The sequence below is a fragment of the Vreelandella sedimenti genome, assembly GCF_013416325.1.
Classification (GTDB): Bacteria; Pseudomonadota; Gammaproteobacteria; order Pseudomonadales; family Halomonadaceae; genus Vreelandella; species Vreelandella sedimenti.
Map to the genome: position 1 here is coordinate 55,646 of NZ_JACCGK010000020.1, position 17,605 is coordinate 73,250.

19 protein-coding genes and 2 tRNA genes are annotated in these 17,605 nt (G+C 52.9%); 11 read left to right on the top strand and 10 right to left on the bottom strand.

What is annotated here, in order from left to right; all coding sequences use genetic code 11:
- From HZU72_RS19885 to msrC, 4 genes are all read left to right on the top strand, one after another.
- A complete protein-coding gene (locus tag HZU72_RS19885) occupies nucleotides 1-1,059 on the top strand; it encodes a methionine ABC transporter ATP-binding protein (RefSeq protein ID WP_180095187.1) in 1,059 nt (352 codons plus the stop codon).
- On the top strand, nucleotides 1,040-1,693 hold the full coding sequence (locus tag HZU72_RS19890; protein WP_180095188.1) for a methionine ABC transporter permease: 654 nt from the start codon (nucleotides 1,040-1,042) through the stop codon (nucleotides 1,691-1,693). The genes HZU72_RS19885 and HZU72_RS19890 overlap by 20 nt, the downstream gene beginning before the upstream one ends.
- A 103-nt stretch (nucleotides 1,694-1,796) precedes the next feature.
- Nucleotides 1,797-2,588, top strand: coding sequence for a MetQ/NlpA family ABC transporter substrate-binding protein (locus HZU72_RS19895; protein ID WP_180095189.1), 792 nt, complete (start codon nucleotides 1,797-1,799; stop codon nucleotides 2,586-2,588).
- A gap of 101 nt (nucleotides 2,589-2,689) precedes the next feature.
- Nucleotides 2,690-3,169, top strand: coding sequence for a free L-methionine (R)-S-oxide reductase MsrC (msrC, locus tag HZU72_RS19900; RefSeq protein WP_180095190.1), 480 nt, complete (start codon nucleotides 2,690-2,692; stop codon nucleotides 3,167-3,169).
- 72 nt (nucleotides 3,170-3,241) lie between these two features.
- Here the strand turns inward: msrC and HZU72_RS19905 are convergent.
- Together HZU72_RS19905 and HZU72_RS19910 are read right to left on the bottom strand one after the other, a co-directional pair.
- Nucleotides 3,242-3,318, bottom strand: a tRNA-Val gene (locus HZU72_RS19905).
- A 22-nt stretch (nucleotides 3,319-3,340) separates the two neighbouring features.
- Nucleotides 3,341-3,417 (bottom strand) — tRNA-Val (locus HZU72_RS19910).
- A gap of 233 nt (nucleotides 3,418-3,650) precedes the next feature.
- On the opposite strand from HZU72_RS19910, the gene HZU72_RS19915 reads away from it, so the two are divergent.
- Complete coding sequence (locus tag HZU72_RS19915; protein WP_180095191.1) at nucleotides 3,651-4,721, top strand: endonuclease/exonuclease/phosphatase family protein; 1,071 nt, start codon at nucleotides 3,651-3,653, stop codon at nucleotides 4,719-4,721.
- 36 nt (nucleotides 4,722-4,757) lie between these two features.
- Here the strand turns inward: HZU72_RS19915 and HZU72_RS19920 are convergent, their stop codons facing one another.
- Nucleotides 4,758-6,134 (bottom strand): class II fumarate hydratase, encoded by a 1,377-nt coding sequence (locus tag HZU72_RS19920; protein WP_180095192.1) that lies wholly within the window; start codon nucleotides 6,132-6,134, stop codon nucleotides 4,758-4,760.
- Between the two features lie 295 nt (nucleotides 6,135-6,429).
- On the opposite strand from HZU72_RS19920, the gene HZU72_RS19925 reads away from it, so the two are divergent.
- Nucleotides 6,430-6,804 (top strand): phasin family protein, encoded by a 375-nt coding sequence (locus HZU72_RS19925; RefSeq protein WP_180095279.1) that lies wholly within the window; start codon nucleotides 6,430-6,432, stop codon nucleotides 6,802-6,804.
- Between the two features lie 126 nt (nucleotides 6,805-6,930).
- On the opposite strand, the gene hda is transcribed toward HZU72_RS19925, so the two are convergent.
- The 3 genes from hda to HZU72_RS24070 all read right to left on the bottom strand — a co-directional run bounded on the left by hda (nucleotide 6,931) and on the right by HZU72_RS24070 (nucleotide 9,051).
- Nucleotides 6,931-7,638 carry a DnaA regulatory inactivator Hda gene (gene hda, locus HZU72_RS19930; protein ID WP_180095193.1) on the bottom strand — a complete coding sequence of 236 codons (708 nt, stop codon included), beginning with the start codon at nucleotides 7,636-7,638 and terminating at the stop codon, nucleotides 6,931-6,933.
- Entirely contained in the window at nucleotides 7,635-8,765 is a 1,131-nt protein-coding gene (locus HZU72_RS19935; protein WP_009286941.1) for an AI-2E family transporter, read from the bottom strand. Before HZU72_RS19935 ends, hda begins: the two co-directional genes overlap by 4 nt.
- A 163-nt stretch (nucleotides 8,766-8,928) precedes the next feature.
- Nucleotides 8,929-9,051: a hypothetical protein gene (locus HZU72_RS24070; protein ID WP_268896487.1), complete on the bottom strand. Its 123-nt coding sequence runs from the start codon at nucleotides 9,049-9,051 to the stop codon at nucleotides 8,929-8,931.
- Between HZU72_RS24070 and purM the strand changes: the two genes are divergently transcribed.
- Nucleotides 9,050-10,117, top strand: coding sequence for a phosphoribosylformylglycinamidine cyclo-ligase (purM, locus tag HZU72_RS19940; RefSeq protein ID WP_180095194.1), 1,068 nt, complete (start codon nucleotides 9,050-9,052; stop codon nucleotides 10,115-10,117). The two genes, HZU72_RS24070 and purM, sit on opposite strands and share 2 nt — an antisense overlap.
- Complete coding sequence (gene purN, locus HZU72_RS19945; RefSeq protein WP_180095195.1) at nucleotides 10,114-10,869, top strand: phosphoribosylglycinamide formyltransferase; 756 nt, start codon at nucleotides 10,114-10,116, stop codon at nucleotides 10,867-10,869. Before purM ends, purN begins: the two co-directional genes overlap by 4 nt.
- A gap of 231 nt (nucleotides 10,870-11,100) precedes the next feature.
- On the opposite strand, the gene dcd is transcribed toward purN, so the two are convergent.
- The 4 genes from dcd to cobA all read right to left on the bottom strand — a co-directional run bounded on the left by dcd (nucleotide 11,101) and on the right by cobA (nucleotide 14,872).
- Complete coding sequence (gene dcd / locus HZU72_RS19950; RefSeq protein WP_040481325.1) at nucleotides 11,101-11,667, bottom strand: dCTP deaminase; 567 nt, start codon at nucleotides 11,665-11,667, stop codon at nucleotides 11,101-11,103.
- A gap of 11 nt (nucleotides 11,668-11,678) precedes the next feature.
- Nucleotides 11,679-12,479: an iron-sulfur cluster carrier protein ApbC gene (apbC, locus tag HZU72_RS19955; protein WP_180095197.1), complete on the bottom strand. Its 801-nt coding sequence runs from the start codon at nucleotides 12,477-12,479 to the stop codon at nucleotides 11,679-11,681.
- A gap of 174 nt (nucleotides 12,480-12,653) precedes the next feature.
- Nucleotides 12,654-13,850: a coiled-coil domain-containing protein gene (locus tag HZU72_RS19960; protein ID WP_180095200.1), complete on the bottom strand. Its 1,197-nt coding sequence runs from the start codon at nucleotides 13,848-13,850 to the stop codon at nucleotides 12,654-12,656.
- Between the two features lie 200 nt (nucleotides 13,851-14,050).
- The gene (cobA, locus tag HZU72_RS19965; RefSeq protein WP_180095202.1) at nucleotides 14,051-14,872 is read right to left on the bottom strand and encodes a uroporphyrinogen-III C-methyltransferase; all 822 of its coding nucleotides are present in this window, start codon (nucleotides 14,870-14,872) and stop codon (nucleotides 14,051-14,053) included.
- A 243-nt stretch (nucleotides 14,873-15,115) separates the two neighbouring features.
- Between cobA and HZU72_RS19970 the strand changes: the two genes are divergently transcribed.
- The 3 genes from HZU72_RS19970 to HZU72_RS19980 are packed head-to-tail and all read left to right on the top strand — an operon-like array spanning nucleotide 15,116 to nucleotide 17,578.
- Complete coding sequence (locus HZU72_RS19970) at nucleotides 15,116-16,018, top strand: GGDEF domain-containing protein (RefSeq protein ID WP_180095204.1); 903 nt, start codon at nucleotides 15,116-15,118, stop codon at nucleotides 16,016-16,018.
- A 30-nt stretch (nucleotides 16,019-16,048) separates the two neighbouring features.
- On the top strand, nucleotides 16,049-16,387 hold the full coding sequence (locus tag HZU72_RS19975; RefSeq protein ID WP_180095206.1) for a 4a-hydroxytetrahydrobiopterin dehydratase: 339 nt from the start codon (nucleotides 16,049-16,051) through the stop codon (nucleotides 16,385-16,387).
- Complete coding sequence (locus tag HZU72_RS19980) at nucleotides 16,388-17,578, top strand: amino acid aminotransferase (protein ID WP_180095208.1); 1,191 nt, start codon at nucleotides 16,388-16,390, stop codon at nucleotides 17,576-17,578.
- Nucleotides 17,579-17,605 lie beyond the last annotated feature (27 nt).

Consider the following 17,605-nt stretch of genomic DNA (forward strand, 5'->3'; position numbering starts at 1 on the left):
ATGATTGAACTTAGCAACATCAGTAAAACCTATTTCAGTAACAACAAGGGCCGCGGCACTAATGCCGTCCATGCACTCAAAAATGCCACTCTCACTGTGCCCAAAGGCACTATTCACGGTGTCATCGGCCTCTCTGGGGCAGGTAAATCAACGCTAATTCGCTGCGTTAATCTCTTAGAGCGCCCCACGAGCGGCAGCGTCACGGTCGATGGTCAGGAAATGACGCAACTGAGTAACGCAGCGCTTAACCGTGCGCGTCACCGTATTGGCATGATTTTTCAACACTTTAATCTATTGACCACACGCACGGTGTTCGACAACGTTGCCCTGCCTCTAGAACTAATGGGGCAAAAACGCCACACCGTCCGCGATCGCGTTATTCCCCTCCTGGAGATGGTAGGCCTAGCAGATAAAGCCAACCAGTACCCTGCTCAGCTTTCCGGCGGTCAAAAACAGCGGGTGGCGATTGCCCGGGCGCTAGCCAGCAAGCCACAGGTACTGCTCTGTGATGAGGCAACCTCTGCGCTAGACCCACAAACCACCAGCTCAATACTGGAACTGCTGCGCGATATTAACCATCAACTGGGCATTACCATCCTGCTGATCACCCATGAGATGGAAGTGGTTAAATCGATTTGCCACCGGGTGAGCTTGATCTCGGACGGCGAACTGGTGGAAGACGCTGAAGTCGGCGACTTCTTTACCGCCCCTCGCACCCAGCTTGGTCGTGAGTTTCTTAACGACTTCCTCCAGCTAACACCGCCCAAAGAACTGATTGAGAGGCTCCTTGATGCCTCAGGCGAAAACACCCACCCAGTGGTACGCCTAACTTTCTCAGGCGATGCGGTCTCGACGCCGTTGATTTCCCGCCTTGCTCGGGAGTGCGGAGTCGATGTCAGCATTTTACAAGCAAAAGTAGAGTCGATTCAGGAGCGCACCCTGGGCCTGATGATTGCGGAACTGCTCGGTTCTCCGACGCAAACCCAGCAAGCCATGCACTATCTCGAATCTCATCAACTGCAAGTGGAGGTACTCGGCCATGTCCAGCGCAATGATTGATCTTATTTTACAGGCCACGCTGGATACCCTTTATATGGTGGCCGTATCAGGACTTATCTCTACCCTCGTCGGCTTGCCCCTTGGGGTAATGCTGTACGTTACACGCCCACGACAAATATTGGCGAAGCCCGTACTTAATCAAGTACTGAGCATTATTACCAACGTTGGTCGCTCCATACCGTTTATTATTTTGATGGTGTCGATCATTCCTTTTACGCGCATGTTGGTGGGCACCTCGATTGGCATTAATGCCGCGTCGGTACCGCTCACGATTGCCGCTATTCCGTTTGTCGCTCGGCTTGTCGAGGCGGCGCTTAATGAAATCTCGCCAGGATTAATTGAAGCCGCCCAAGCCATGGGCGCAACGCCTTGGCAAATTATTCGCAAAGTGCTGATTCCGGAAGCTCGCGGCGGGATCATGACGGGCTTAACCATTACCGTGGTCACGCTGATAAGTTACTCCGCCATGGCCGGCGCAGTGGGCGGCGGCGGTCTCGGCGACTTAGGTATCCGCTACGGCTATAACCGCTTCAACCCAACCATCATGCTGATTACTGTGGTGATTTTGGTCATCATGGTGCAGGGGTTTCAGAGCCTGGGTGACTACTTGGTACGCAAAAGCGATCGCAAATAGCCACGCGTTTATTTGCCATCCCTTTATAACTAAAATGCATTAGACAACGGTTTTTTATTGCCGCATCATTGCACCATCTATCAAAATGCCATTGGAGAGATTCATGCAAAAACTGATTATTGGCAGCCTTACCGCCCTGGCGCTTGCCGTTAACGTCGCCAATGCTGAAACGCGCAGCATCAAAATGGGCACCGTTGCGGGTCCTGAAACAGAAGTGATGGAAGTCGCGGCGCGCATTGCCAAAGAAGAGTACGACCTTGATGTAGAAATCATCGAGTTCACTGATTACGTTACCCCGAATGCAGCCCTGGCAGACGGCAGCCTAGACGCCAATGCCTATCAGCATGAGCCCTACTTACAGTCGATGGTCGACGATCGTGGCTATGACCTGGCAATCGCTGGTTACACCTTCGTCTACCCTATTGGCGCTTACTCAGAAAAATACGATAGTATCGACGACCTGCCTGACGGCGCACAAATCGCATTGCCCAACGACCCTTCAAATGAAGGTCGCGCGCTTATCCTGATGCACAACGAAGGCCTGATCACCCTTAACGATCCAGAATTTCTCGAATCAACACCGATCGATATCGCTGAAAACCCCCGCGACTTTCGTTTCCGCGAAATTGAAGCCGCCCAGCTCCCCCGCGTGCTGCCCGATGTCGACATGGCGTTCATCAACAACACCTTCGCTCAGCCTGCTGGCCTAAGCCTGGATGACGCCTTGATTAAAGAGGGCCCTGAGTCTCCTTACGTCAACCTGATCGCGGTTCGCGGTGGTGACGAAGAGCGTGAAAAGATTCGTCAGTTGGTCGACGCCTATCAGCGCGATGAAGTAATCGAAAAAGCGGAAGAGCTCTTTAAAGGTGCGGCGGTACCTGGCTGGATCGAGTAATACCAAGCACTCGCACCAATAAATGACATCAGGCCGACACGCATAGGTAACCCCTTCTGCAAGCGTGTCGGCCTGATGCGTTAGTAGAATAGGAGCACCTTATGCAAAACAGTGTTGACTACCCTTTCCTCAATCGTCAGCTTGAAGCGCTACTCGACACACGTGACTGGCTGACTAATAGCGCTCAAACCTGCGCCTTTATTCAGCAGCAGTTAAGCGACTTAAACTGGGTGGGCTTTTATCTTCAGCGTCAGCCTGGTGTGTTAGGTTTAGGCCCTTTTCAGGGGCAACCTGCCTGCCATCCTATTCCTTTCAGTAAAGGCGTGTGCGGTGCAGCCGCACGCCAGCAAATCACCCAGCGAGTAGACGATGTGCATGCCGTGGCTGATCATATTGCCTGTGATGCCAATTCGCGCTCCGAGCTAGTAGTACCCATTGCGGTCAATGGAACGCTATGGGGCGTACTTGACCTGGATAGCCCTCTCAAAGCGCGCTTTACCCCACAAGACCAAGCAGGCATTGAAGCACTCGTCGCCACATTTATGCGTCAGACAGTGCTGCCCGACTTAATTGAAGGCTAAAACTAAAAAACGTTAAAACACCCATACAAAAGCACCCCGTGCAATAAATGCCGGAGTGCTTTTGATGTCATCTGGTAGGACCAGGCGGATTTGAACCGCCGACCTCCACGATGTCAACGTGGCGCTCTAACCAACTGAGCTATGGTCCTGAAAAGAGGTGTGGCATAAGGCTGGTAGAACCAGGCGGATTTGAACCGCCGACCTCCACGATGTCAACGTGGCGCTCTAACCAACTGAGCTATGGTTCTATTGCGCTATCTGTTCTATTGCGCTATCTGAGGTGTGCTACTGGATAGCCGCGCGCCTTGCAACGGATGCATATCTTACGCTCTTATCACTGAATTGCAAGTTCTTTTCCATTGCGCGCCCTCTCTCGCCAGCCTTAACCCCATTACGAATAGATGTTCAATTCGACACTTGCAAGCTTCTAGCGCTAGGCTTAGCGCTTCAATGTACTGGGTGTTCTATAGGGAGATAAACCATGCTGGGTATTTTGCTAGGAAGCATAGCGGTCGTACTGTTATTGGCGACGCTGATTGCAAGAATACATTTACACTGGTGGTGGATCCGCAGTTTTGAATTTCCACGCCTGCAGATCGCTTTCCTAGCTTTAATCACTTGGCTATTAGCCGCTATCTTCGTTGAGCCTGGCCCTTGGCTATGGGTAGCCCTGCTCACCTCCGGCATCACTTTATTGTTTCAAATCTACTATATTCTGCCCTGGACACCGCTTTGGCCGGTGCAGGTCAAGGCGGCGAAGAGTAACGATTCAGATAAAACGATCACGCTGCTGATCGCTAACGTGCTGACCCCTAACCGACAGGCCCAAGCGCTGATAGATATGATCAAACAGCATCAGCCCGACATAGTACTGACCCTGGAGTCAGACCAGTGGTGGCAAGATCAGTTAGATCCGGCGCTCGCAGAGCAGTGGCCGCACAGCGTTAAAATCCCGCTCGACAACCTTTACGGCATGCATCTTTACTCGCACCTGGAGCTCTCTAACACTTCGGTGGAGTGGCTAATTCAGGACGACATCCCGTCTATTCATACCCGAGTGACGCTTGCTAACGGCGATAGCATTCGCTTTTACGCGCTACATCCCCGTCCACCGGCCCCCAGCGAGAGTGAAAAATCCCTTTGGCGGGATGCTGAACTGCTACTGGTCGGCAAGAAAATTCATGAAGACCCCCAAGCAACCTTGGTCGCCGGGGATCTGAACGATGTAGCGTGGTCGCGCACTACGCGACTTTTCTGCCGCGTTGGCGGCATGCTCGACCCACGCCGGGGACGTGGTTTATTCAGCACCTTCCACGCCAAATATCCCGTGCTGCGCTGGCCCCTTGACCACATTTTTGTGACCGAACACTTCACCTTAGTCGGCATGCAGCGCCTGAGTTACTTCGGATCCGACCACTTCCCGATACTGGCCACCTTTTGCTACCGCCCCTCGCGTCAAGATGAGCATGAAACGCCTGAAGCCGATGCCGAGGAGCGCAGTGAGGCCAGCGAAACGATTCAGGAAGGTAAAACCGAAAAGCAGGAAACCTGAACCCGGGAGGCCTAAAGATAGCTGACCTTAAACGTGTTACTCAGGAATGCCTCCGTGAGTTAACGCGGCCGGATCCAGCAGCCGCTCTAGCGTCTCCCGGTCAAGGTCAGTTTTCTCCTCAGCTACATCAATAATTGGCCTACCCGCTTGGTAAGCCTCTTTGGCCACAGCGGCGGCGGCGTTGTAGCCAATCACTCCATTTAGCGCCGTTACCAAAATGGGATTTCTGGCCAGCGGGCTTTCCAGGTTATCTTCACGCACTTTAAAGGTGGCAATCGCACGATCAGCCAGCAATCGAGCGGTATTACTCATCAAGCCTATAGATGTTAGCAAGTTGGAAGCCACCAACGGCAGCATCACGTTCAGTTGAAAGTTACCACTCTGCCCGGCCACGGTAATCGCGGTATCCAGGCCAATAACTTGTGCAGCGGCCTGGGCGGCTGACTCAGGAATAACAGGATTAACCTTCCCAGGCATAATTGAGCTACCGGGCTGTAATGCCTCGAGCTCAATCTCGCCCAGCCCAGCTAGCGGCCCCGAGTTCATCCAGCGCAGGTCGTTGGCTATTTTCATAATCACGCAGGCTAAGCCTTTCAACTGCCCCGAGAGCTCTACCGCAGCATCCTGAGAGGAGAGGCTGGCAAAGAAGCTGTCATTAGGGGTAAACATCAACCCGGTCTGTTCGCTCAGCTCTTGGGCGACCTGCTCAGCAAAACCGATAGGTGCGTTAATGCCGGTACCCACGGCCGTACCGCCTTGAGCTAATCGGCACAGCCGTTTCATTGCACTATCAAAGCGCTCAATGGCCTGACTTAGCTGACTAGACCAGGCACCCAGCTCTTGATCCATACGCAGCGGCATGGCGTCCATGAGGTGAGTACGACCGGTTTTTACCACATGGCTCAGCTCACTGGCGCGTTGGTCGATAGTGTCGCGTAGATGAACCAGGGCTGGGCGGAGTGATTCGTGCACTGCGATGGCAGCTGACAGGTGAATGGCCGTGGGGATCACATCATTGCTGGATTGGCCCATATTGACGTGATCGTTCGGGGTAACCTCAACGCCCTCACGGCTTGCCAATGTTGCCAGTACCTCATTGACGTTCATATTGGTGGAGGTACCTGAGCCGGTTTGAAACACATCAATAGGAAAGTGTTGATCATACTTGCCCGTTAACACTTCTCGCGCCGCTTTTTGAATCGCTTCCCCTCGCGCACTATCAAGCCCTCCTAGCGTTTGATTAGCCCGGGCTGCCGCTAGCTTGATACGTGTAACTGCGTGAATAAAGGCCGGGGGCATGGGCGAATGAGAGACAGGGAAGTTATTGATTGCCCGCTGGGTTTGTGCCCCATAAAGGGCCTCAGAAGGCACTTCCAATTCGCCCATGCTATCGCGTTCCATCCGTGTTGCCATTGCTCTTTCTCCCACCAGTAAGATTAGTAGTGATGCTTCTCTGAGCGCATAGCCGATCTATCGTTCACTCGCTAAAGCCACATCCAATACCTTTAAGCTAGCTGGTTAGACCATAGAGGCAAACAGACCCTGGCCCAAGCACTTTAAAATGCCAAAAACCAAATGTTGCACTGCACAAAAACAGTTGCTATGCTGCACCGCAAGATAGCTTATAAATAAAGCTACCCAATTAAATAAGCAGCGCCAACCTCTGGATAGCTGCTTTTGGCAAGACTAACCCCAGGAGGGTATGATGATGCGTACATTAAATACTAACGAAATGACTCAGCAGTTTGACAACATGTTCATGGCGCCAGTACGCGCTTACATGGCGCTGAGCATCGATTACAGCGAAAAAATGATCAACGCTCAGATGGACGCCAGCAAAGCTTATGTCGACACCGGCATTGCGCAAATGCGCCAAATGATGGAAGTGAAAGATGCAGAGGGCCTGCGTAGCTACATGGAAGGCCAGCAGAAGGTAGCTAAAGAGTTGGCTGAGCGCGTTAAAGGCGATACCGATAAAGTAGTATCTCTGCAGCAGGACTTTATCCAGAAAAGCCAGAAAATTACCGAAGACAACGTTAAGCAGGCGCAAACCGCTGCTAGCAAGCTGAGCAAAACCGCTTAATCGCTTAATCGCTTAATCGCTTATTGAAACAGTAAGCTAGCAAGCATGTTTTATAAAACGCCCCTGTCGGCTCTCGCTGACAGGGGCGTTTTAGTCGTTGCCTTTAGCATTTCTATACCAGCCGTTTCACCAACCGAGGGCGGATTTCACAAAGGGAATAGTAAGCTTGCGCTTGGCTGAGAGCGATGCTTTATCCAGGGTCTCCACCGCGCGACACAGTTCACCTAGCTCGCGGGGGCCACGATGCAAGATATAGCGCCCAACATCATCGGGAAGCTGCATTCCTCTCACGCTGGCGCGCAGCTTTAGCGCTGCCAAACGCTCTTCGTCATCCTCCAATGGATGAACATGAAAAGTTACCCCCCAGGTCAGGCGCGAAGCCAAATCCGGTAGAACTACGTTCAATTGACGCGGTGAAGCACTGGCGGCAATCACTAATTTCTTGCCAGCATCTCTTAGCCGGTTAAAAGCATGGAACAGTGCTTCCTCCCAGCGCTTGCGACCAATCACGCATTCCAGGTCATCAATGGCGACCAGATCCAGGCGCTCGATATCTTCCAACATTAATGGCGGAAAGTGGCCCAAGTCATCCAGGGGGAGATACAGTGCACGTTTATCTGCATCGGACGCCGCATGACACGCCGCCTGTAAAAGGTGGCTACGCCCTACCCCTGGTGCGCCCCACAGATAGAGGAACTGCTCCCCCCCCGGGGTAAGTTGCTGGGTAAGGTGCTCTACCAGCGGCGTATTTGCACGCGCCACATGATAATTATCAAAGGTCGCGTCATCACGCAGACCAATTCCCAGGGGAAGCTGTGCCGGTGCTCGGCTCATGGTGACTCCCGTCCATCATGATGACCCAGCTCATCGTTATGTGAAGAGCTGACCTCAATGATTGGCGTATGTTTATCAGTATTTTGTTCGTCGTATAACTCGCTATGCTGATAGCGAACTTTTACTTCTTTTAGCAGCACTAGAATCACCGCGGCAACAGGCAGTGCCAACAACACCCCTGTTAGGCCAAACAGATTACCACCTGCCAGCACGGCGAATATAACCGCGACCGGATGCAGGCCAATCTTATCGCCCAACAATTTAGGCTGGAGAATCACACTCTCGGCCATTTGGCCAATACTAAACACCAGGATAACGCCAAGCACCGCCCACCAGGTAGCGTACTGAAACAGCGCCACAACAAGGGCAATCACCAAGCCGACAATAAAGCCCAGGAACGGAACGATGCTCACCAGTCCGGACACAAAGCCGATCAATAGGCCAAAGTTGAGCCCCATCAACGTTAAGCCCACCGCATAAATAATCCCTAAACAGAGCATGACCAGCAGTTGGCCACGTAGAAACGATGACAACACTTCATCACAGCGACGCGCCAACCGGAAGGTATCATCCGCCCACTGGCGTGGCACGAGATTGGCAATATTGGTCAGCAGGCGGTTCCAGTCCAAAAGCAAATAGAAGGTCACCACAGGAATAAGTGCCACATAGGTGATCCAAGAGGCAAACGCCATACCGGAGCGGCCAATTTGGCCTAGCGCCTGGGCTAGGTAGCCACCAGCATCGCGCCAGTTTTCGACCAGCGTCTCGCGCGCGTTGGTTAACTCCGCGGTCAAGTCATAACCTGTCCACTCTTGTACTTGAGGAGCAAGCGTATTTTCTACCCAATTGAAGATACCCGGAATAGCTTCGCCCAGCTGTTTAAGCTGCTGAACAAGCAACGGGATCAATATCAACAGGCTCGCCACGAGGACGACCAACAGTACTAAAAACACACTGCTCACCGCGAACGGCCGATTCATGCCCCAGCGCTGGAAACGGTTAGCCAGCGGATCAGCTAAGTAAGCGAGAATCATCCCAGCGATAAAAGGCATCAGCGCCGCGTCTAACAAATAAATTAAACCGCCTATTACCACCAAAAATAGGACGCCCCACCAAGAATTCCGCATAGTTCCCTCTCAAACGTGGATTTAATCCGCTAATAATCACTTATCGTTACTATGGCACTGATCACGACACACTCTACTTATCACTACTAACTTTCACTCGCTACTACTAACTTTCACCCGCCACTACTATGCCGCAAATGAGCGAAAGTCGCTTGTCTGCTTTTCATACTGCGCGACGGCGGTGCGGCCAGCGTCGCTGAGTGTTACAATCCGCCAAAGTTAAGCCCAGCACTGGCCAATTCGCCAGCACTACCAGCACCGCTATTTGCTTCACAGGATCTGTCATGACCGAGACCTCTTCTTCTTCGGCTACTCCTTCCCTCAGCTATAAGGATGCAGGCGTCGATATCGATGCCGGTAACGCCCTTGTTGATCGCATTAAACACGTTGCCAAACGCACGACTCGCCCCGAAGTCATGGGCGGGCTTGGCGGCTTTGGCGCGCTATGCGAGATCCCCGCGGGCTATCGGCAGCCCGTGCTCGTCTCAGGTACCGATGGCGTCGGCACCAAGCTGCGCCTGGCAATGGATCTTGGCAAGCACGACACCATTGGTATCGATTTGGTCGCTATGTGTGTCAACGACCTTATCGTGGCCGGCGCCGAACCGCTGCTATTTCTTGACTACTATGCCACGGGTAAGCTTGATGTGGATATTGCTGCTGACGTTGTCACCGGCATTGGCGCTGGTTGCGAATTGGCTGGCTGCGCCCTGGTAGGCGGCGAAACCGCTGAAATGCCGGGTATGTACGAAGGCAGCGACTACGATTTAGCGGGCTTTTGCGTGGGCGTAGTTGAAAAAGAAGACATTTTAGATGGCAGCAAAGTGGCCGCAGGCGATGTCATATTAGGGCTTGCCTCATCCGGGCCACACTCCAACGGCTACTCATTGATTCGTAAAATCCTTGAGGTCAGCGACGCTTCGCTAGAGACCGACATCGGCGGTAAAACCCTTGGCGATGCGCTGATGGCCCCCACCCGTATCTATGTCAAATCACTGCTCGCCTTGATGCGCGGTAGCGAGATTGCCGTGCATGCGTTATCACACATCACCGGTGGCGGTTTGCTTGAAAACATTCCTCGCGTGCTACCGGACAACCTCGCTGCGCATATTGATATTGCCAGTTGGCAGCGACCAGCCGTGTTTGATTGGCTACAGGCCAATGGAAACGTGAATGAAACTGAAATGCACCGCGTGCTCAATTGCGGTATTGGGATGGTCGTTGTGGTGCCGCAGCATCAAGCAAAACAGGCAATGGCGCACCTGGAAGCCGAAGGCGAATCCGTTTATCGTCTAGGGCAGATCGTTGAACGCCAAGGGGACGCCGTTATTTTGGAGAACCTCTCGGCATGACCAATACGGACTACCAGAGCGATACCATTAAAGACGTAACACCAGAGCCTCTCGGCGCACGCCGCATTGTCGTGCTTATCTCTGGCAGCGGTAGCAATCTTCAGGCATTGATTGATGCTCAGTCCCACGACCGCTTAGGCGGTGGCGAGATTGTCGCGGTCATTTCCAATATCGCCGACGCCTATGGTTTAAAGCGCGCCCACGAAGCGGGCATTGATGCAGTTGCGCTACCCCACCGGGAATACGATAGCCGCGAAGCTTATGACGGCGCCTTGATTAAAGTCATTGAGCGCCACGAGCCGGATCTGATTGTTCTGGCGGGCTTTATGCGCATTTTGACGCCGCGCTTTGTGCAACGCTTTCTGGGCCGAATGCTGAATATCCATCCTTCGTTGCTGCCAGACTACCAAGGGCTCAACACTCACGCCCGCGCCCTGGCAGAGGGTGTTGCCAGCCACGGCTGTAGCGTTCACTTCGTCACCGAAGAGCTAGACGGTGGCCCTGTGGTACTGCAAGCGGAGCTGCTGGTCAACGCTGACGACACCGCGGAAACACTGCAAGAGAAGGTTCGCTCCCGGGAACACCTAATCTACCCGATTGCAGTGCAGTGGTTTTTGGAAGGCAGGCTGCAGTTCAGTGCCGAAGGCGCCAAAATGGACGGTCATCTGCTACCGGAACACGGTATGCGCCTTTCCCACGCTGATGCTGCAGAAGAGCTTGATGAGGAGCTCGACGAAGAGTCGCAAGACTGAATAGGTAATACTACTGCGCTTGGCATCAAGTAATTGCTTTGATGCCAAACGCAGATTTCCACGAGGGCGCTGTGAACCCCTCCCTGGGCGCTACTTTTTCCATCTGACCGCCATGGATGGCGGAAATGCGTGATTGCATGGATGCCTTTCACGGCCATGGAAAAAGACCCTCGTTTCAACCTGCCCTTGCCCTCACTATCGAGTTTGCACAAGCAATCGTATATTCCAGCATTAAGTGCGTGGCAGAGTAACGCCGCGCTGCCCCATATACTTTCCGCCCCGGTCTTTATACGAGGTTTCGCACACTTCGTCGGACTCTAAGAACAGCATCTGCGCCACACCCTCATGGGCATAGATTTTTGCCGGCAGATTGGTGGTGTTAGAGAATTCCAGCGTAACGTGACCCTCCCACTCGGGCTCCAGCGGCGTCACGTTGACAATAATGCCACAGCGCGCGTAAGTGGATTTCCCCAGGCAAATAGTCAGCACGTTACGGGGAATACGGAAATACTCCACCGTGCGCGCCAGCGCAAAAGAGTTCGGCGGAATAATACAGACATCGCCTTTAATATCGACGAAGCTTTTCGCGTCAAACGCTTTGGGATCAACAATCGCTGAGTGAATATTGGTGAAGACTTTAAATTCGTCTGAGCAGCGCACATCGTAACCGTAGCTTGAGGTGCCGTAGGAAATCACGCGCTGTTCGTTCACATAGCGCACTTGCTCGGCTTCAAACGGCTCAATCATCGCGTCGCTTTTAGCCATGCGACGAATCCAATTATCAGATTTGATACTCATTTATGTCGTTATCACTCACTAAAGGAAATAGTTGGGCCGTCGCCTTGGTTCGCGCTAACCGCTTCAGCGACTTTTTGTGCAATAGTCGCAAAGGTTTGACTCACCGCCCCGTCAGGTTCGGATACCACACTGGGGCGTCCCGAATCTGTCAGCTCACGGATAGAGAGCGTCAGCGGCAGGCGTCCAAGTACTTGGGTATCGTACTCCTGAGCGATGTTATCGCCTCCACCTGTGCCGAAAATAGCCGCTTCATGGCCGCACTTTTCGCAGTGGTAGAGGCTCATATTTTCCACCACGCCAAGCACCGGCACGTTAACCTTACGGAACATCTCGATCCCTTTGCGGGCATCTAACAGCGCAATGTCCTGCGGGGTGGTCACAATCACCGCCCCTGCCACCGGCACTTTCTGGGCCAGGGTCAGTTGGATATCGCCAGTACCTGGGGGCATATCGATCAACAGAAAATCGAGATTATCCCATTGGGTTTGCGTCAGCATCTGCTGAAATGCGCCCACTACCATTGGCCCGCGCCACACCATTGGCTCTCGGGTATTGACCATAAACGCCATCGACATGGCCTGAATGCCATGGGCCTGGAGCGGAAGGAATTTGTCATTGCCTGCCGCCTGTGGGCGCACACCCTCTTTAACACCGAGCATTTGTGCTTGGCTGGGCCCATAGATATCCGCATCCAGGACACCCACGCGATAGCCCTGTGCTGCCAGCGCTAATGCCAAATTCACGGTGACGGTGGATTTTCCCACGCCTCCCTTGCCCGATGCCACTGCAATAATATGTTTAACCCCATCCATTCAATGGCACTCCTCGTTTTAAGCTCTTAATATCTGAATTAACGTTGAGTGAATGATACGCCTCACAGCCAAAATCATAAACCAACAACAATAGGGCGGATGCCGGTTCCCCGACATCCGCCCTCACTTTACTAACGAGAAAGGTGCGTTACAGCACTACTATCTCGCCACTGATTAGCCAGCGTTTTGCTGAGACTCTTCACTGCCACCATCGCTGTCATTGGCGCTCTCACTCGAAGAACCCTCCTCTGACGAGCTATCTGAAGAGCTATCTGAAGAGCTACCTTCTGAAGATCCTCCTTCAGCAGAACTGCTTTGTGAAGCTGGCGCAGCCTCACCTGCTGACTCTTCTGCATCGGCCAAACGGCTGTCTAACGTCGACAGCTCATCGCGCCATTCACTTAGCTGGCTCTCTAAACGCTCAAGCTGGTTTTCACGCTCCTCAATATCACTCTCAACGCTGGCCACTTCGTCACGCCCCATATCCAGGGCGACCATGACGTCATCCAGCTCACTGCGCACCTGACTCAAGCTCTGCTCTTCCTCTTCGCGCAGCGCTGTTAGCGAATCAACATCACTTTGCAACTCATCGCGTTCGCTTGTGAGTGAGTCACGCTCATTTTTTAGCTCATCAAGCTCGCTCTGAACATTCGAAATTTCTTCTTCTAAGCCACTTAGCTGTTCATTTGACTGGCTAATCTGGTCTTCTAGCGAGGATAACTCATCTTCAGTGTTGCCCAGCTCTTCAACCGCTTGCTGACGCTGCTGCTCCGCTTCCTGACGGGCAGTCTCAGCCTCCTGACGGGCTTCTTCAGCACTAGAACGCGCTTCTTCTATTTGCTGGAGGGCGCTTTCCGCCTCATCCCGAGTGCTGGTGATTTGATCACGCTCTTCGCGCAATGCAGTCATCTCGCTCTCAGCGCTCTCTACCTGCTCATTAAGAGAGGCAATTTCCTCTTCCAGCGCATCGCGCTCGGACTCAAGCTCTTCTAAACGCGACTGCACATCGCTGACATTGCCTTGGGTGCTCTCAAGCGACGAGCTGGCTTCTTGCTGCTGAGCCTCAAGAGACGCCATCTCCTCTTGCAGCGCGGCTAAATTGGTTTCAGCTTCCTCAATTTCGCTAATGCGCTGGCTCATTTGGCTATTTTCCTGCTCAGCGCTGGCGAGTTGCTCTTCTAAGCTATCGACACGATCCTGGCGAGAACCTGCATTAGACTGCGCCATAATGGCCCAGATAACGGCAATGGCGGCGATACCAGCAATCGCTTTTACCCGGTTATCTTGAAAGAGGGTTTTCATGTCCGACTTTTTAGCCGGCTCTGGCTTGTTGGCAGGCGACTGGTGATCCGAGTGGTTTGCTTCCGACATTATGCGTTCCTCTATGGTCTTAGCTAACGTTTGTCCAAGCTAACGATAATCAGCTGCGCGATGCTCAAGTATGTAGGTAATGCGCTAACCGCGAATGCTCTCCCCCTTCAGCATACACAGCTCACTGTATCTAGCCAGTCTGTTTGCAAAATCGTGTACAAATGTTGCTACTGCGTTACAAGAACGGAACGATTATTATTTTAGCCAGAAGGGGGATGCTTTCCCTCATGGAAACCAGAGGCCTCTCCGCTCAGCGCATCAAACCAATCCAGTGTGGTATGCAATGACACTACGCTGCCCACTATTAGCAGCGTAGGCGGTTTAATGTGGCCCGCCAAGAAAGTATCTGGTAATCCAGATAACGTTCCCACGTGGGTACGCTGTCGGCGGGTCGTACCCTGTTCAATCAGCGCCAGCGGTGTGTCTGGCGATAAACCATGCTTAACCAGCGCCTGGCTGATCACTTGTACGGTGCCTAGCCCCATATAAAACACCAAGGTTTGCCCAGGCCGCGCTAACGCATCCCAATCAAGCTCACATTCCCCCTGCTGCAAATGCCCGGTGACGAAACGCACCGACTGGGCATGGTCGCGATGGGTCAAAGGAATGCCCGCATACGCCGCGCAGCCTGATGCCGCCGTCACCCCTGGGATGACTTCCACGCTCACTTGTGCCGCCACCAGCGCCTCAAGCTCCTCTCCGCCACGGCCAAAAATAAACGGATCACCACCTTTAAGGCGCACGACACGCTTACCCTGCTGAGCCCACTTTACAAGCGCTTGATTAATCCCCTCTTGAGGGACGCTGTGCAGCGAGCGTGCTTTACCCACATAAAATCGCTGCGCCTGTGGCGGTATAAAGGCGACTATTTCATCGCTAACCAAGCGATCGTACAGCACCACTTCAGCGGACTGCAGGCGCTTATACGCTTTTAGCGTCAATAACTCCGGGTCGCCAGGGCCCGCGCCTACTAGACTTACCAAGCCGTATGGCTGAGACGTTTGCTCTCGTCCTGCTTCCAAGAATCCACCCCAGGAATAAAAAAGATTTTTAATATGCAAAAAAGTAATTAATTTTACCACTAAATGCCAATAACACCTTGTCTATTGCTTATAATGCAATCGAATATACATAAATAGAACATATATATTCTAAAAAAATATAGATAATAGCCATTTTGTCTGCAATGGCTTACATCCTGATTACGTATTTAGGGCTAATCTTCACGATCGAATTTAAATTGGCATATGTTTGGAGATTCACGCATGCCCGTGAATGATATAGACGCACCAGAGCGAGTCAGTGCAGACCACCTTGTACCCCACATACCAGGCGTTATCTTTCAGTTTCATCGCGCGCGCAATGGCCATATGCGGTTCCCTTACTTGGAGGGCGGCGGCGTGGCTCTCAAACATATTGACCGGGAGCTGCTTGCCGAAAATGCAGGACAGCTAGTTGAGCAACTGACCGGCAACGACCACCCCAAGATAATGTCCGCTATCGAACGTTCGGCCCGCTGGATGTTGCCTCTCACCACACGCTTTAGGCTACCGTTTCCACAAGACAAACCACACTGGATTGCGGTTAGCGCCAAACCAAAGCCCGTCGTCGATGGCGTGCAGTGGAACGGCATAATGATGGATATTAGCGATCAAGTCAGCGAAGAGCAGCGGTTGCGCAAACTATGCGATACAGACCCCCTGACGCAACTGCCCAATCGACGCAAACTAATGATGCACTTAACCCATGTTGCATCGCTTAGCGCCCGCCACGGTACACCGCTCTCCATCATGATGATCGATATTGATCACTTTAAGCGGCTTAATGATCGTTGGGGACATCTGCACGGAGATGATGTGCTTAAACAGTTGGCAACCTACGCCCAGTCGCTGCTGCGTTGCGAAGACATGGTGGCTCGGTTGGGAGGAGAAGAGTTTATGGTAGTGCTGCCGCTTACGCCGCTGCAGCAATGCCATGCACTTGCCGACCGCTTACGTCAGGCCATCAGTGTATACGATTTCGGTATGGGGCCAGGCCAGGTGACGCTGAGTATTGGGGTTGCCGAATATCGCTGTGGCGAACCCCTTACGAGTCTGATCGAGCGGGCAGATCAGGCGCTGTATAGCGCCAAAGACGTTGGTCGCGACTGCGTTTGCCATCTACGCTGATAGAGCATACCCAATTGCAGGAGCCAAACAATGACAAGGCTAGCCGACGCCATTTGTGAACCGTGCAGCAAAAATGCTCAACCACTAAGTAAAGATGAAGCCGAAGAACGGCTAAAAAGCCTCAGCCAGTGGCAGATTGTCGAGCACGATGGCATCATGAAGCTGTCGCGAAGTTTTAAATTCCGTGACTTTGCCAGCGCATTGGCGTTTACCCAAGGCGTTGGCGATATTGCAGAGCAGGCTGGTCATCACCCCGTTATCGTGACTGAGTGGGGCAAAGCCACCGTCACGTGGTGGTCTCATGCTATTAAAGGCCTGCATCTTAATGACTTCATTCTTGCCGCCAGAACCGACGAGGTAGCCGAATAAATGTTTGAGCATATTGAGCGAGTCCCAGGAGACGCCATTCTCGGGCTGATAGAAGCTTTCAAGAAAGATACCAATCCGCAAAAGGTGGATTTAGGCGTTGGTGTTTACCGCGATACCCAAGGCAATACGCCGGTAATGCGCGCCGTTAAGGAAGCAGAAGCTCGCCTGCTCAAGAATGAAAAGACGAAAACCTATATCGGTTCTCATGGCGCACCCAGCTATGGCGAAGTAGTACTTCCTATGGTATTCGGCGCTGACTCACCGGTACTCAAAGCCAACCGTGCCAGCGCTACACAGTCGCCGGGCGGTACTGGCGCCCTGCGTCTGGCAGCCGACTTCATTTCCTCTCAGCTGCCGGGCAAAGGTATCTGGGTAAGCGACCCAACATGGCCCAACCACCACGGTATTTTTACCGCGGCCGGTATTGAGCTACACAAGTACCCGTACGTTGACCCCGATAACCGTCTCGACTTTGACGGTATGCGTGCAGCGCTAAAAAGCATTCCAGAAGGCGATGTAGTCGTACTCCACGCCTGCTGCCACAACCCGACCGGGTTTGACCTTTCCCACAACCAGTGGCAGGAAGTATTAGAGATCGTCCGTGAGCGCAAGCTACTGCCGCTGATCGACTTTGCCTATCAGGGCTTTGGCGAAGGGCTGGACGAAGATGCTTACGGCGTTCGCCTACTAGCGGAAAACCTCGACGAAGCGATCATCACCAGCTCTTGCTCAAAGAATTTCGGTATTTATTGTGAGCGTACCGGCTGCTTGATCATGGTGGCAAAAGACAACGAGCAGATGGACAACATTCGCTCACAGGTCGCGATCGTGGCACGGGAAAACTACTCCAACCCGCCTGCACACGGCGGCGCTATCGTCAGCGAGATCCTCCACGATCCAGAGCTGACTGCGCTATGGCGTGAAGAGCTTACCGAAATGCGTGACCGTATCAATACGCTGCGGCGCGACTTCGTCGAAGCGCTGAAGCCCTACGGGCTTGACGAGAAGTACGCCTGTGTAGCTGAGCAGCGCGGTATGTTCTCCTACACTGGCCTAACACCTGAACAGGTCGACCGATTGCGCGATGAGTTTGGCATCTACATGGTGCGCTCGGGTCGCGCTAACGTAGCGGGCTTCTCCCATGAGAACCTGCCCTACCTGGCCAAAGCGATCGCCGCTGTCAACGACTAGCTAGCAAGCATTGCTGCACTACAAACG